Source organism: Brevibacterium aurantiacum (assembly GCF_007558825.1).
In the GTDB taxonomy this organism is placed as follows: Bacteria; Actinomycetota; Actinomycetes; order Actinomycetales; family Brevibacteriaceae; genus Brevibacterium; species Brevibacterium aurantiacum_A.
On record NZ_VLTK01000011.1, the window covers coordinates 1 to 14,485 of the forward strand.

Below are 14,485 nucleotides of genomic sequence, written 5' to 3' on the forward strand. Positions count from 1 at the left end.
CAGTTTCATGTTCGAGACTGGGCGTGTTTGTAGTCGACATGATTCTCTCCTCTGGGCGTCCGTCGCTTGCAGGAAAACTTCGTTGTTGCTTCCCGCTGTCCCTGGTTGCTCGGAGCGCCTTCATTTTGAGATTTTGTGCGATCTCAATCACATTGTCATTGCTTACTGTATACGGCTCGTATATTGCACGCAAGAGTTCTACGCGACTCACCGATAGTCCCGCGTAGCCAGTGGTCGCGCCTCACAGGGTCGCGCGGGACTACATTTTCTGTATTGAGGTCTTCGCGGAGCGCCACCCGTAAAGATTCCCTGCGCGGGATAGTATTGACCCATCACGACCGGTTCCGCCTACTTCGGTAGGTCCAGGACCGGTCCTCATTTTTCTCCGGTGGTGCACTTGGGAGTGGGATGTGTCCGCACCCCCAATTTGGCTCCGCCTCACTGTCGCAAATGCCCGATAGCACAGGGCCTATGTCAAAGTAGACGGTACTGATCTAAGTGAAGGGCTACTCAGGCCGTGGTGGCCGAGGCCTATATATCAGGACCGGATATCGCACAGTTCGACGAATATTGGCCAATGGAAGAATAGGCCATAGCGCCGATGTGCGCGCGAGGAGAGTGAGAGACGATGCAACGAGAGGGCGGCTGGAGCCGGATGCCCGACCCACCCCGAACCTAGGCCCAGCGGTGAGGCCCGGTCGACTGCCGGTGCGGAGTCCGAGCATCTAGAGCCGTTGTCGTCGTGCGCCCGATCCCACTGGAGGCCTTCGAGGCCGGAGCCAAAATCGCCGCTTCCATAGATGCACTTATGGACGAATTGGAAACGAAGCAAAGTCTCCCGTGCAATCATCCCGAGAAGCAGTAATACAGGGAGCGGGGAAACATCCCCGCATCGATACCCCATGCGCCCTCCTGAAGTAGTCGCGTTCCAGTCCACAAGATCCTCCGACTGGAACCCTAGGCATGCATGTACGAGAAGCTAAGGTAATTCCATGAGCGAAGAGGACCACCCCGACCACTACGAAGAGAGTCATGCCGCGGACGGCAAAGAGGCATCAAAAGTGGGAGCCGGGCCAAAGGGTTTCCACGTAGACGAGGTCCGAGCAGAAGCACGGAAGAAGATCGGGGCAGCGGCGAAGTCAGAAGGGATGTCCATTGAAAGATATGAGAATATCCAGAAGGCGATAAGGGACGGCCGAAGCGAGGATTACACCGACGACGAGTTTGATTCCGTAGGAAGAATCCAAGAAGATTTCAGAGCACAAACCCTGTCGCAAATTCAGAGCTTGTTTTCGAAACCATGGCTCCAGACTTCTGCAACTAGAGGTTTGTTAAAAACGGCTATTCGCAGCGACATCTCGGACACTACGAATAACTTTTCAAAGACTTTCGTCCCCCAATGGGATTTCGGAACACTCCAGTCTGCAATTGCTGCAGTGAATCCGCCTGAGGTAGCCATCAACCCCGAGACCATGAACGCATTCCGCAATGCCATGGCGCACAACCAACTCCCCGTTGATATGGAAGGCCTCAAGGTCCTGCAGGACGAGATACAAAAAGTTGCCCGTGCCGCACTAACGGCAGGGTTTGCCACTCGGACCCAGAGTTTCCTCTCCAACGATGACAAGCTTCGTTACCGGTGGAATCATCCGGTCTGGCACTACACTAACGGGCGTGCCTTGCTCTCTATTCTGGGAAACGGCGAACTGTGGGCCTCCAGTCCCGAGAATCTCAACGACTCTTCCGAATTGAAACACGGTTTTGAAATCATCCTAGGAGTCTTCGAAGAACGGGCGAGGGAAGCTGAATCCCACGACCACAAACAGGCTGATTGGCAATCCGTTCTGTCCAATGTTCTGAACAAGGACTATATCCAGAACATCATTAACGAGGTCTACATTATTTCTGCTTCCACGGAAAGGGACAGCCTGACGCTGTGGAGAAACTATGCCGATGGTGACGGATTCGCCTTAGGTATTGATGCCGGTATCGAATTGTCTGCAGACGGAATCGCTGTGGACGAAGCCGAAAACGCCGAGAGCATCCGCAGCGACGTACCTCTGATTAGCGGCTGGTACCGCGTCAGTTACAAGGACGCCGAGAAACTAAACCTTGCGCGTTCGTTCATACAGAACGCGGTGGAGGACATTCGCCGCACTTCCAAAAAGAGTTGGCCGGCATTGATAGCGGAGCTGCGGAAGCAGGTCGTGATTCTGGCATCAGTCATGAAAGATGTTGCCTTCCGTGATGAGAAGGAAGTTCGGTGGATAACCACGAACTTCACAACTTTCGATCCCGTGTATTACGAACATGGGCGCAGATCCATCGTGCCGGTGTTGCACATCAGAACTTCTGCGGAGGAGAACGAACTCCTGCCGCTGAAGGGGATCCGCTGTTCTCCAGTACCCGATATGAGCATCGTTCGAACATTGGAGGGGCTACTGAAGCAGCGGGGGTACGACCGTGCAGCCAACAACGTAGAGCAATCTCAACAACCATTCAAGGGCTAGATGGTATCCACAGAGGAACAATTTGAGATTGACAGGGTTGCCAAGACGGGCGGCATCTTCACCAATCCGGTTATGCGATCGCAATGCTAAAAAATGCTCCGCGAGCTAGAAGGCGAACTGGTCCCGAAAAGCGCCTGCGGTTGGCATAGTCCCGCAGAGTCATGGTCAGCTCCGAGAGCCCGAAGTCCGCACGGTAGCAATCAGCGTAATTCTCACATCCTCAACGCGAACCTCGACCGCGAACACTAGCGCAGTAATGCAGGCGTGGCCGCCGTTACGCTTCGACGCGCAGCCGAGGCTTGGTCGGGAGACCGAGACGTTGTCGGATGGCTCGATGCTCGCGCCGAGCTCATTGACACGATTGGCATGTTGGACAAAAAGAGGTGGCCATAAGCAATCAGAGAATGAGGTAAAAACGACTTGGAAGCATCACGGTGTCGATGCGTTGAAACATCAATAAAAAATCAAGCTGGTCAGACATTGTCAACTACGTTCGGATATGAAAATCTCGGGTACAAACCATTCGTGAGTGAATTCGCTCTCACCTTTAAGCACTCGGTCGAGACACAAACGGGCGATGGCCGCCCCAAATTCTTTCGCACGGATGTTTAGTGCCACGTCGCAGTCTATGAGTCTGGTTTCAATTTCATTCGTTGTCAGTACGGCTGTACGAGCTGATTCCAGGTCAATGAGTTCGGTGTATAGCTTCTGGGAGCGTGCCGCCATCGACAACAGTGTTCCTCCGTGAACAATCAGATCGTACGACTTTCGATCGATGATTCGTCGTGAGAAGTCTTCAGAGAATGACCATGAATTCGGGTCAGGAGAGACAGTGAGCACGTCTGGCTCCAACCCTCTCACGGTGCACCAATTGACGAATGAGCTGATGAGCATCTGAGACCACGAATACTTGTCCAGAGGTTCGAATGCAATGAGGAACGGTGATGTCACTGCACGCTGCTGTTCCAGTCCATCGAGTGCCTCCGTCAGCATCTTCCAATAGTCGATCTCGATCAGGCCGGCCAATCGACTGGTCGGCAGCCCCTCAATTCGGCCGGCCGTAAATACTGTTGATCCATTATCGAGATTCTCGCGAAGAGGGCCATCGCTCAGACACGCATCGACAACAATCACTGCAGCGAACTGCGTCCACCGACGCGGATCTTTAGCGTCGGAAATGATCGTCAGGTCATAACCGTATTGTCCCAACTCGTCCGCGACCGACATCGCAAACGCCATGTAGAACTCCATCCCGAGCACCCGCCTGGGAATGTAGATTCCGACGTTGAGGCTCGACCCGCTGCGAAGCGACTGCGCAGGTCGGTTCGGCGAGTAACCCAACTCGGCTGCACCCTCGAGAACCTTGGCACGCGTAGCCTCGGCAACTCTCCCCCGACGTCGCAACGCATCGGACACCGTTGTCACGGACAATCCGACGTGAGCAGCGAGATCATGCAGCGTGGGCGACGGTCGTTTCATACGGGAACAGTACCAGCCCGAATGAAAGGGACCGGGTCGAGGGTTCATTGCCCATTTAGTCGATTACGGAGGCCCGACCCCTTGACACGGAACCAACGTATATGGCTACACTCTTTCAATGCCGGAACGTTCCGGCATGACGCAATCCAACGTTTTGAAGGTTGTTGTTCATGTCAAAGAAGACAGGTACCACTCGAACAGTCAGAGCAATCATTGCGATTGCCGCCGTCCTCATACTATTCCCTCCCCTGCACTGGATCTTCGGCCAAGGCTGGTGGTCATTGGCCTACATCGTCGGCAGTTCCACACTCGTCGCGGCAATGATTCTCGCACTCAACAAGATTACGCTCACTGCCGAGGGAGGCGATTGAGCATGTGGATCACATTCGGCATGATCGCTGCCTTCTTCATCTTCGTCATCATCGTCATGGAACGCTCCACTGCCAAGGACGCTTCCTTTTCCGACTACGCGACCGGAGGCCGGTCGTTCAACTCCGTCTACGGGACAGCTGCGTTCATCAACACCTGGCTGCCAGGTACCGTCTTCATTTCGTTCGCAGGACTTACCGCCGGCAGTGGAGTGACTGGGTTCTATCTCGTCCAGTACAGCGTCTTCGCTGCCATCATCATGTTCCTGTTGGCCAAGCCAGCCTACCTCTGGGGCACACGGTACGATCTCCGCACCCAGGCTGACTTACTCGGTCTCCGCTACGGCTCGACAACAGTCCGCGTCATCGCAGCGATCATCGGGGTCATCGCATCGATCCCATGGGTCGTTCTGGGAATGCAGTCACTGGCGCTCATCTTCAGTTTCTCATCCGACGGGGCCATCGGACCCGTCTTTGCTGTCGTCCTCGGCGTCGTCGTCCTGACGATCCGACAAATCTGGACCGTGAAATTCGGTATGCGAGGAGTGATGATTTCGGATCTGATCCAAGGAATCGCTGCCTACTTGATCGGATTCCTCGTCATCTTCGGGCTTATTGTCTGGCTCATCGCCAACAACCATGGATTCGACCAAGTCGACCCGGCGCTCCTCATCCTGCCCGGGCCAGGAAGCGAGCTTGGTCCTCTCTATCTGTTTTCGCTGGTCCTCACCGGCGCATTGGGCGGCTGGTGCTGGCCGGACATCTTCGTCCGCCTCTTCACACAGAATGGTGTCAGCACCATCCGTCGCACCTCCGTCCAAGCAGTCCCGATCCTGCTCGTCTTCGCCACCGCACTCAACGTGCTGGCACTACTGGCATCATCAGTGCCAGAGGTCGCCGCGGCACCGGACACTGTGTGGTTCGTCCTGGCCTCATTCGGAGGCCCATTGCTCCTCGGCCTGGCCGGCATCTGCGTACTGTGCGGCTCCATGGGCAACGTCGGCGCGAACCTCCAGGCAATCGGAGCCATGACCGCCAATGACATCATCGGGCCGATGAAGAAGCAAGAGATTCAGAACGCACGAATCGGCAAGATTTCTGTCGCAGCTGTCACGATCATTTCGTCTCTCGGAGCGCTGGCAACGGCTACGACTACGTCAGGTCTCGTGCTGTGGGCACAAGTCTCATATCAAGGAATCTGCCAACTCGCACCGACGCTGTTCCTCGGCATCTTTTGGCGACGAACGACTGCGCTCAGCGCCATTCTAGGAATGATTCTCGGTTTCGGTACCGCCGCGATCGTGCAGATTTTCTACCCGATTTCAGTGCCATGGCTGGGCGGAATGACCTCAGGCATAGCGGGGCTGATCATCAACACTGCCGTTATGGTGGCCGTCAGCCTGCTCCTGCCCAATAGCGCAAAAGAACAGACCCGAGTCGACAACCTCTTTGCCGAACTCAACCAGAAGCAGAAGGACGAGAAACAAGCATCATGACCAACGCAGAACGCACAAATTCACGCAACACCGGTTACATCTGGCACGAACGATTCGGATGGCACGACACTTCTACCCACGTCGGCTTCCTCCCTGCAGGCGGTTTGCTCCAACCTCTCGAGCACTTTGAAAGCTCGGCGTCCAAGACACGAATGGCGAGTCTCATCGAAGTCAGCGGCCTGCGAAAAAGCCTGACCGACCTGGAATTCGCCCCTGCCACAAAAGAACAAATCCTTTCGGTGCACACGAACGATTACGTCGACCGGATCATCAAACAGAGCAGTTCCAGAGGCGGTGACGCCGGCGATGGCACTTCGCCCTTTGGCCCCGGCAGCTACGAAATCGCGCAGATGGCCGCTGGCGCAACGACATCGGCGCTGCTCAACGTGCTCGACGACACCGTCGACAACTCCTACGCACTGGTGCGTCCACCAGGCCACCACGCGGAACCTCAACAGGGTCGCGGGTTCTGCATATTCTCGAACGTCAGCATTGCGATCAACGAAGCAAGACGTCAGGAAAAGGCGCACCGAATAGCCATCGTCGACATCGATGTCCACCACGGAAACGGAGCACAGAAGATCTACTGGAACGATCCCGAGGTGCTGACGATCTCCGTCCACCAAGACCGTTTGTTCCCGCTTGACTCCGGCATGTTCGACGAAACCGGTGGAGAAGACAGCAATCGGACCAACATCAATCTTCCGCTTCCGGCAGGGTGCGGCAATGGAGCGTACGTCGCCACCGTTTCCGAGAACGTCGTTCCTGCTCTCGAAGCGTTTCGCCCCGAAGTGATCATCGTCAGTTGCGGCTTCGACGCATCGATGGCAGATCCATTGGGTCGTATGTGCGTCACAGCCGCGGGCTATGCGCAGATGACAAAGGTCCTGATGTCCGCGGCAGACTCACTGTGCGATGGAAGGCTTGTTTTCTCGCATGAGGGCGGGTACTCCCCTGCCTATGTTCCATTTTGCGGGCTTTCGGTGGTCGAAACTCTTGCTGGCATCGACGAGCTCACTCCCGACCCGTTCGTTTGGGCATTCGACGAGTACCCCGTACACGAGGTCACGCGTGATCAGCGCGAGGCCATTGATCGCGGATATGAAGTCGTCCGAAAGGCAGTCGGCACAATGCAGTGATTGTCATCTCAGCAGTCAAAAGCACCGTTTGTTCCTGTCGAAAACGGGCCACTCTCGGTCGTCCGAATAATGAGCGATGAAGTCATTCCTGCGAGAAGATGCCGGCTAGGTCGCAGGACTACGAAGCCCCCGTAGGCTAGACCTGTGTCGGAAAATCTACGCAGGGCCCGACAGAATGTTTCCGGCCCCCTGACGCCAAGACGAACATCCCTATGTGAATCTCCAGGAGCATGAGCAACATCGGCACTCAGTCCAGAATGAACAGCCGCGCGATCGGCACTACGCCGGACCCAGCACAGACGGAGACCGGGGGCGAGTACACGTTTGAGCGCGTCGATTGGTCAGTCTGTGATTGAGATCCATGTTTGGATAGTTGAGGCGGGACCGGGGTTCCGTCTCGAATATCCGGGCACTAGTCGGGTGGCGACATCATTTCCGGAGAATTTTTGTACTCATGTTTCAGAGCCAAGTCTCGCAATAGACTCTGGCCAAGAAAGGCCAAGGAGATCAAGCGTAGAAGCACCCTGGCGCAATTGCTCCCGTTGTCCTATCTCCTTCGCTTCTCTGGCTTCAGCGGACTTCAGCGCCGCCTGCCCTTCCACCCCCGGTACTCTGACCAGCCCATCAGCATCTCCAACGATGATGTCTTTTGGCACGACCTCGATGCCGCCGATCGTGACCGGGACGTTGATCGCTCCTATCTGCCGTTTCGTGGTGCGACGAATGCACACTCCGCGGGTAAAGACAGGGAACCCGGACTCGACAATGTCGCGGCTATCACGAACCGCCCCATCGATGACGAGGCCAGCAACCCCTCTTTCCTGTGCAGCCAATGTCAATACGTCTCCCCAAGGGCCAGCGTCCGTGTAGCCTCCGATGTCAACAACGAGGACATCACCGGGACCTGCGTGCATGAGTCCCACGTGGATAAACCAGTTATCGGCCGGATCGAGCTTGACGGTGACAGCTCGACCGGCGAGCACTGAGGTTGGATCAAGTGGTTTGATCGCCGGATCGATGGCCCCTTTCTGCCCGTGTGCTTCATAAACTGTCGCCGCGCCCAGTTCTCCCAATCGGGCGAAAACCTTCTCTTCGAGTGCCATTGCTATGTCCTCCCGTTGTGTACTACTGGTTTTCGTGATTGCCGAAGCGTCTATTCTTAATTCCGGTGCAACGGTCAGGCGGACAAGCCCTCAAGCACCTGGCCGAAGCGACGCAGTCCTTCTTCTATACTTGCCTCGTCAGCGGCAAAAGAGATGCGCACATGCCCTTCGCCTGAGGCTCCGTACTCGGAACCGGCGCGCACCAGTACTCCGCCTTTCGCGAACTCCTCGACCAACTGTTCCGAGGTCAGTGAGCTGTGAATCTTCGGAAATGCATAGAATGCCCCCCGGGGCGCATTGACTGACACTTTCGGCATGGACGACAGTGCATCGATGACCAGGTCCCTACGCCGTTGGTAGTCGTCGCGCATCTTGCTGAGCACATGTTGAGGAGTCTCCAGCGCTGTGATCGCGGCGTCTTGAACAAAGGTGTTAAGTGCACCGTTGATCGTTCGGTGCACGAGGTCGATCCGCTTCGCAATGTTCACGGGAGCTACGGAATAACCGAGTCGCCATCCGGTCATGGCGTACGTCTTCGAGAATGTGCCGATTATGATCGTCCGACCACGCAGCGAGGTCAGTGACAATGCAGAGACGAATTCCTCATCATCGAAGACCAGGCCGCTGTATGCTTCGTCGGCAACTAACACAGTTTCAGGGTTGTCGGTGAGAAGGGTTTCGAGGTGTGCCATGTCCTCGCCATCCATGACCGCCCCTGTCGGGTTCGATGGATTGCACAGGATGAGCATGCGTGCACCTCTGAGAGCTTCGCCGATGCTCGCGAGATCGTTCGATCCATCCTCGAGGGCAGGGACGTTCACTATCTCAGCACCTACCATCGCCAGTTGGTCAGCGTAGAGCGAATAGGTTGGTTCGGGAACGACGACTTTGTCCCCTGACTCGACCAATGCCAAGGTGACCGCGGCCAAAGCCGCACTGGCACCGTGAGTGAGTATCACTTCGTCGGCAGATGTGTTCCGACCTGTTGTCGCAGATATTCGTTCGGCTAGGGCGACTTTCAGATCGGGAAGTCCGCTGAGCGGGGCATAGTGAGTTCGCCCAGATTCCAAGGAAGCCACTGCGCTCGCGACGATTTCTGGAGCCGTGTCCGCGTTGGGCTCCCCCATCGCAAGAGAAACTACTCCGGGCATTAGTTGACCGAGATTGCTCGGGCGACGTGAGACCTGCGTGATTCTCTCCGTGAGAGCAGAGGACCCAGGAGGAGTGACCGGAATCGTAAATGCTGGCTGTTCCATGTTGCTCCTTACACCTTTACTGGAATCGAATTCGAGGAACGCACTTCTATGCGAGAGGCTTGCGGGCGGTTTCGGCGATGAAGAACGCGGTGAGACCAGTGCCAAGTGCTGTGAGCACCACGTAGTAGGCCGGGATCGAGGTCACACCGGTAGCGGCGATCAAGCTGGTCATGACCAGCGGTCCCGCTCCACCGAAGAGCGCCGTGGAGATGTTGTATCCCAGGGAATATGCTGTGCCTCGCACTCGGGTGGGGAACAGTTCAGCGAGGGTGAGATTTATGGTGGCGGAGTGTCCGCAGAAGGCAGCGGCCATGACCAACGCACCGATAACGGCCAGCCAGAAGCTGCCCTGCGCCAGCAGCCAGTAACTGGGGATGGCAAGCACGGCAGAGGCGACGGCCGACCCGATCAGAACTTTTCGCCGGCCGATTCGGTCTGAGAGCGCTCCCATCGTGGGGATACCTGCCAGCATCACCAGCACGGCAAGAGCCGTAACTCCGAGCCCGTCGCCGGTGCTGAAGTTCAGTTCCCGACTGAGATACGACGGCATGTAGTTGAACAGAACGTAGTAACCCGAGCTGTTGAGCAGAGCCAAGGTGATGGCAAAGAACACACGGCGCAGGGTCTCTTTGTCCTTTAGACTCTCGGATAGCGGATTGGAGACGGTATCCCCCTCTTGTTTCGCCTGTCGGAAGATCACGGTGTCGTGCAAAGTTCGGCGAATCCAGAAGCCGATGAGCCCAATCGGACCAGCGAGAAGGAACGGAATTCTCCATGCCCACTCCTGTAGCGAGTCTTCAGGCAGAAAGGCTGCCATCCCTACTCCCAGACTGGTTCCGCAAAGCATAGCCAAATAGGAACCGAACTGCGGCAGTGACGTCAGGAAGCCACGACGGTGGTCGGGCGAATTCTCGGCGACGAACGAAAAGGCACTAGCGACCTCTCCACCGGCAGAGAATCCCTGGACCAAACGGCAGACAAGAAGCAGGGCTGGAGCCAATAGCCCGACGGTTGCGTACCCGGGCAAGAGCCCGATCGCCACCGTAGAGCCGGTCATCAACATGAGCGAGAGAACAAGAGCAGAACGACGGCCGACTCGATCGGCGAATGCGCCGATCACCATACCGCCCAAGGGGCGAACCAGGAAGGTCAGTGCAAAGATCCCCCACGTCATGATCAGTCCGGCAGTCGGCGATTCAGGAGGGAAGAAGACAATAGCGATGGTTCCGGCGAGGAAGCCGTAGATGCCGTAGTCGAAGAATTCGACGAAGACTCCGGCACTTCCACCCAAAACTGCACGCCGTAGTTGTTTGGGCGAGAGCTCTTCTGGTTTTGATGATGTTGTTGTGGACATGTTCTCTCCTGTGTGGAGTTGAAGGTTTAGATCATGGACGTGGTGCGTGGGCTGAAAAGTCGAGAAGCGGCGAACGCCGTCGAACATTTCTTACGGAGTATGTCGAGCTCATCCCTTCGCCTCTGTGCGACGCATATTGATTGAGCGGGCGTAGTGGGAATGAGGGATACAGTGTCCCCGGGCCGTATCTGAGCTAGTTGTGAGTGCCAACCGCGGGCAACGACTGCTGGCACCGGATAGCCGGCGGTGAGGGGTCTCCCTCGGAGAAGTGCGATCATTCCTCCTGCCGGCGGTACCTCGATTGCGCCGACCGGCACTCCACGGGAGAGGATTTCCGAAGTGCGACTGCGTGGAGCATCCGTGCCTTCCAGTCGTATGCCAGCATGGTCGCTCTGCGCGCCCACTGTGCGCATTTGGCTCGAAATATTGTCGAAGAAGCCGGGGTACTCGTGCAGTTCCGGGCCAGGCATGATGCCTAGCGGAGTATGACGAGAGTAGAGCTCGCGTGGTGCTCTGATGGGAAAACAGGGAGTCATATGCGGAGGCGCTTGGACACAGTGGCCGTCGACTCGGAGCCTTTGGTCGTCGGCAAGCTTGCAGCCTCGGTTAATGAGCGAGTCATAGGCACACGAGCCCATGTACTCATCGCCCTCAATACGGCCGTGAATGGCGATATAGCCGCGCAGTCCCGCTTGGGCCGGCTCTATGCGTATGCAGGCATCTGGCCATGTCACGATCGGTGTACGTGAGGTGAAATTGATTCCATCAATGGTGATGTCTCCGGTCGAACCGGTAATGGAAAACAACACTGGTTCCGGTGTGCACATTTCGAATGGAAGGATCGAAGTAAGTTCGATCACCGGAGAACCTTCACCATTGCCGACAAGAATATTGGCAGCCATTGCCGAGAACTGATCTGCAGCCCCGTTGACCTGGAGGCCCTGATCGGTGAAGCCGTACCGTCCTAGATCAGTCACAACCGATACTCCCGCTTCGCGGATGTTGATCTCTACGGAAGTCATAACAGCTCTCCGATGAAGACGGGTTCGGTTCGGTGGAACTCATCGACAGAGATAGGAACGAATCGGAGTGTGTCGCCAGGGGTCAAAGCGACGAATGGTTGTCCTGAAGGATTGTTCATCCGCAATGGCGTAGTTCCGATGAGCCGCCATCCTCCAGGGGCAGGAATCGTGTAGATAGTGCCCTGGTGTCCCGACACCGCGACGGACCCAGCGGGAATTTTGACCCGAGGGTGGCTCATTCGCGGAATCGGCGTGCCGAAGGCGTCACCTTCGTGCATTGGAGCACCAGCAGGGGCACCATTGAAAGCCAGTCGCCACATGGTCGCGCAGTGCTTCTCGATTACGTCGTTTTCGCTGATTCCGAGGTGGCCAGCAACCGAAGTCAGGTCGGGGCCAAAGTCGCCTCCGTAGACGAGAGGTATCTCGACAAGACGCTCTTCGATCGCAATGTTGCCTGCGGTTGAGAGAGCCTCAGTGAGGCTTTCGCAGAGAGAGAAGACATCTAATCGCAACGGATCATATTCGATGGTCAAAGATTCAAATGTCGGCGTGATGCCTTCTACGCCGACGAGATTCGCCTTTCGAAGCGATGCTGCGAGAGCGTGGGCCATCCGCCATCGTGATTCCTTGTCATCGTCGCTGGGGTGGACGAGCAACGCTGAGTCACCGAACGGTCGCACGTGCACCGTGCGTGCTGCCGAGCCGGAGGGATCTGAAAGAACTATTTCCTTCATACGCTGTTCTTTTCCGAGAGGACTGTCGCCAGTGACGCGAACCCGACACCTGCCGCAGACAGAGCATCGCGAATTCGGCCTGCAGCTTCGACAGCTTCGGCGTTGTCGCCGTGAAGGAGGACCGTGTCGACGTCGATCTCCATCAGAGAACCGTCGTGAGCGACCACGGTTCCATCCGTGACCATACGTACTGCCCGCTCAACGACAACGTCTTCGTCGTGAATGACAGCTCCCTTTATTTTTCGTGAGACCAGTGAGCCGTCCGGGTTGTACGAGCGGACGGCCATCGCAGTGATTGCGACTCGAAGTCCCTCCGAGCGAGCGAGCTTCGAAAGCTGACCCTCTTGAGTGACAATCGGTAGATTTGGATCGAACGCTGCGACAGCTTCCGCTACTCCGCGTGCATAACCTTCATCGGTCACAGACAGATTTCCGAGGCTCCCATGTGGGGTGACGTGGGAGAGTTCCACAGCTTGAGCTTGAGCGATTCCCTGCAACGCGCCAAGTTGATAGAGAACGTCTGTGCGGACCTCATCTGTTGACATCGCGATTGCTCTCCGTCCGAATCCGCGGAGGTCGTTGAACCCTGGATGTGCACCCACCGCCACCCCTCGTGTTCGGCAGGCTGCCACGGTCTTAGTCATGATTTGCGGATCACCAGCGTGGAACCCGCAGGCCACGTTCGCTGAGGTGAGGAGATCGAGCAGGTGTTCGTCATCGCCAAGGCTATAGGGACCAAATGCCTCTCCGACGTCGGCTACTAGGTCAATTGTTCTCGTCATTGGGCTCACCCTTCGAATAGCGCTCCCTCGCGTTCGTTGGCTCACGGCGAAGGGAGTGATGCGCGTCACGTGTCGCTTTTCCAATACGCTAGTCACACCAGCAATAAAATGCAACACCAGTCGCACTTTATCTCCATACGAGCGAAGTACCGTCCAGCTCAGCAATGACTCAAATCGTCACAGTCGCTGGATTGAATTGCCCGTCTTCTTTGTGCTGGTCGGGCGACGGACCACATCCCAAGGCAGATCAGAGTCGACAGGGCTTGCGAAAAACTAGGAGCACTTTTGTGTTTCATGCGAAAATGGCGGCGAATGGGTACCATGAAAAGAAACAGAGGGGGCGTGAATGCTGCAAGTCCAACGCAAGGACGTCGTCAGAAATAACCGCGCGATTCTGCAGGCTGCTGGGGAGATCATGAGGGTCGACCCCGAAGGCGTTACTATTCCCGCCGTCGCTGAGCGTGCTGGGCTTTCTGCACCGACCGTTTATCGCTACTATCCTTCGACAGAGGCTCTTCTCGGAAGATACCTCACCGAAGTCGTCTCCCAAGTACGCGATTTTTCGCACGACTGCAACACACCCGGCACCGCGCTCTTCAACGACGTTCTCGGCGAGTGGGGCAGGGTCGTGGAAATCTATGGTCCGGGCCTTGTGCAGCTGCGCTCTCGACGCGGGTTCTTAGAGCGTTTGCGCTCGGGGGATGAGACCATGCAAGTGGTCCGAGAAGCTTGGGAGCGACCACTTCGACGTGTGATGAAGGCACACTGCATACGCGACGAGCACTTGGAGAATGCCCTCTTCCTATTTAACATGATGTTCGACCCACGAGAGCTTCTGGATCTCAACAAGCAAGGTCTGCCAATGCCATCGGTTCTGACCTTGCTCCAAGGTGCTTATGTGTCTGCGTTGCAAGGTTGGCAGGACGATAGCTCAACGGGCTAAGTCCATCGGAACTTCGCGGGGCAGGTTTATCTCTGGTCGCACAGGTCGGATTCTGCAGCCAGGAGCATACCCAGCAACTTTCCACGAAAGTATGGGGCTATGAGCGCGGGAAACAGGCACCCAAACTAGGGCATGTCTCCCTTATTCAAGAGTTCTGAACTGACACGCTGAATGAGTGACTACAGACCAACGACGCCACGTCTTCACCGACGAACAACGGTTCGACTTTCTCCCACTGCTCGTCCATGAAGACTTGATGGCGGTCGTGCGTAGTCACCCATCCACAGTGCCAGCCCTAC

12 protein-coding genes are annotated in these 14,485 nt (G+C 56.4%); 5 read left to right on the forward strand and 7 right to left on the reverse strand.

All coding sequences use genetic code 11. The features are described from left to right. The first annotated feature begins 992 nt into the window (after nucleotides 1-992). A complete protein-coding gene (locus FO013_RS16910) occupies nucleotides 993-2,510 on the forward strand; it encodes a DUF2971 domain-containing protein (RefSeq protein ID WP_143923739.1) in 1,518 nt (505 codons plus the stop codon). Nucleotides 2,511-2,993: 483 nt separating this feature from the next. Here the strand turns inward: FO013_RS16910 and FO013_RS16915 are convergent, their stop codons facing one another. Further along, nucleotides 2,994-3,989 carry a LacI family DNA-binding transcriptional regulator gene (locus tag FO013_RS16915; RefSeq protein ID WP_186293176.1) on the reverse strand — a complete coding sequence of 332 codons (996 nt, stop codon included), beginning with the start codon at nucleotides 3,987-3,989 and terminating at the stop codon, nucleotides 2,994-2,996. 170 nt (nucleotides 3,990-4,159) lie between these two features. Here FO013_RS16915 and FO013_RS16920 point away from each other — a divergent pair, with 170 nt between their 5' ends. The 3 genes from FO013_RS16920 to FO013_RS16930 are packed head-to-tail and all read left to right on the forward strand — an operon-like array spanning nucleotide 4,160 to nucleotide 6,992. After that, entirely contained in the window at nucleotides 4,160-4,360 is a 201-nt protein-coding gene (locus FO013_RS16920) for a hypothetical protein (RefSeq protein ID WP_092107752.1), read from the forward strand. 2 nt (nucleotides 4,361-4,362) lie between these two features. Further along, nucleotides 4,363-5,853, forward strand: a complete 1,491-nt coding sequence (locus tag FO013_RS16925; RefSeq protein ID WP_143923741.1) for a sodium:solute symporter family protein — start codon at nucleotides 4,363-4,365, stop codon at nucleotides 5,851-5,853. After that, the gene (locus tag FO013_RS16930) at nucleotides 5,850-6,992 is read left to right on the forward strand and encodes a class II histone deacetylase (RefSeq protein ID WP_143923742.1); all 1,143 of its coding nucleotides are present in this window, start codon (nucleotides 5,850-5,852) and stop codon (nucleotides 6,990-6,992) included. Before FO013_RS16925 ends, FO013_RS16930 begins: the two co-directional genes overlap by 4 nt. A gap of 452 nt (nucleotides 6,993-7,444) precedes the next feature. On the opposite strand, the gene FO013_RS16935 is transcribed toward FO013_RS16930, so the two are convergent. The 6 genes from FO013_RS16935 to FO013_RS16960 form a co-directional block, all read right to left on the reverse strand. After that, nucleotides 7,445-8,095, reverse strand: coding sequence for a 4-carboxy-4-hydroxy-2-oxoadipate aldolase/oxaloacetate decarboxylase (locus tag FO013_RS16935; protein WP_092107746.1), 651 nt, complete (start codon nucleotides 8,093-8,095; stop codon nucleotides 7,445-7,447). A gap of 74 nt (nucleotides 8,096-8,169) precedes the next feature. Continuing rightward, entirely contained in the window at nucleotides 8,170-9,351 is a 1,182-nt protein-coding gene (locus FO013_RS16940) for a pyridoxal phosphate-dependent aminotransferase (protein ID WP_143923743.1), read from the reverse strand. A 46-nt stretch (nucleotides 9,352-9,397) separates the two neighbouring features. After that, entirely contained in the window at nucleotides 9,398-10,705 is a 1,308-nt protein-coding gene (locus FO013_RS16945; RefSeq protein ID WP_143923744.1) for an MFS transporter, read from the reverse strand. Nucleotides 10,706-10,731: 26 nt separating this feature from the next. After that, the gene (locus FO013_RS16950; protein ID WP_143923745.1) at nucleotides 10,732-11,727 is read right to left on the reverse strand and encodes a 5-oxoprolinase subunit C family protein; all 996 of its coding nucleotides are present in this window, start codon (nucleotides 11,725-11,727) and stop codon (nucleotides 10,732-10,734) included. Further along, nucleotides 11,724-12,461, reverse strand: coding sequence for a 5-oxoprolinase subunit B family protein (locus tag FO013_RS16955; RefSeq protein WP_092107738.1), 738 nt, complete (start codon nucleotides 12,459-12,461; stop codon nucleotides 11,724-11,726). The genes FO013_RS16950 and FO013_RS16955 overlap by 4 nt, the downstream gene beginning before the upstream one ends. Next, the gene (locus FO013_RS16960; RefSeq protein ID WP_143923746.1) at nucleotides 12,458-13,243 is read right to left on the reverse strand and encodes a LamB/YcsF family protein; all 786 of its coding nucleotides are present in this window, start codon (nucleotides 13,241-13,243) and stop codon (nucleotides 12,458-12,460) included. The genes FO013_RS16955 and FO013_RS16960 overlap by 4 nt, the downstream gene beginning before the upstream one ends. Nucleotides 13,244-13,589: 346 nt before the next feature. On the opposite strand from FO013_RS16960, the gene FO013_RS16965 reads away from it, so the two are divergent. Then, nucleotides 13,590-14,186: a TetR/AcrR family transcriptional regulator gene (locus FO013_RS16965; protein WP_092107734.1), complete on the forward strand. Its 597-nt coding sequence runs from the start codon at nucleotides 13,590-13,592 to the stop codon at nucleotides 14,184-14,186. Nucleotides 14,187-14,485: the final 299 nt, after the last annotated feature.